Source organism: Paraburkholderia sp. SIMBA_053 (assembly GCF_046534895.1).
In the GTDB taxonomy this organism is placed as follows: domain Bacteria; phylum Pseudomonadota; class Gammaproteobacteria; order Burkholderiales; family Burkholderiaceae; genus Paraburkholderia; species Paraburkholderia caledonica.
Genome location: NZ_JAWRXU010000699.1, coordinates 1 through 271, shown reverse-complemented (window position 1 = coordinate 271; position 271 = coordinate 1). Strand labels below are relative to the sequence as shown.

The following is a 271-nucleotide window of genomic DNA, read 5'->3' as shown; positions in this document are numbered from 1 at the left end:
TGTGCTCGTTCGAGTAGACGGCCGCCGCCTTGAACGGGCCATTCGCGTAGTTCACGCCGAAACTCAGCGTCTTGCCCGTCGAGAAGTTCGTCGTATTGCCGAGGCCCATCATCGCGCCGACCGTAAAGCCCGCGTAGCTGGCCGACTTGAATTTCACCGAGTTGTCGAACGGTACGACACCCGTGTCGGCCAGTTCGTCGATGTTGCCGGGGTGGAACGCAAACCAGCTCGCCGCGAGGTAACCGGTGCTGAGCGGGCCGAGCATGTCGAA

Annotated in this window: 1 protein-coding gene; it reads right to left on the bottom strand. The window is 62.0% G+C overall.

The genetic code is table 11. From position 1 onward, the window contains the following. A partial coding sequence (locus tag SB753_RS37375; RefSeq protein WP_410805185.1) for a porin occupies positions 1 to 271 on the bottom strand: 271 nt, incomplete at both ends.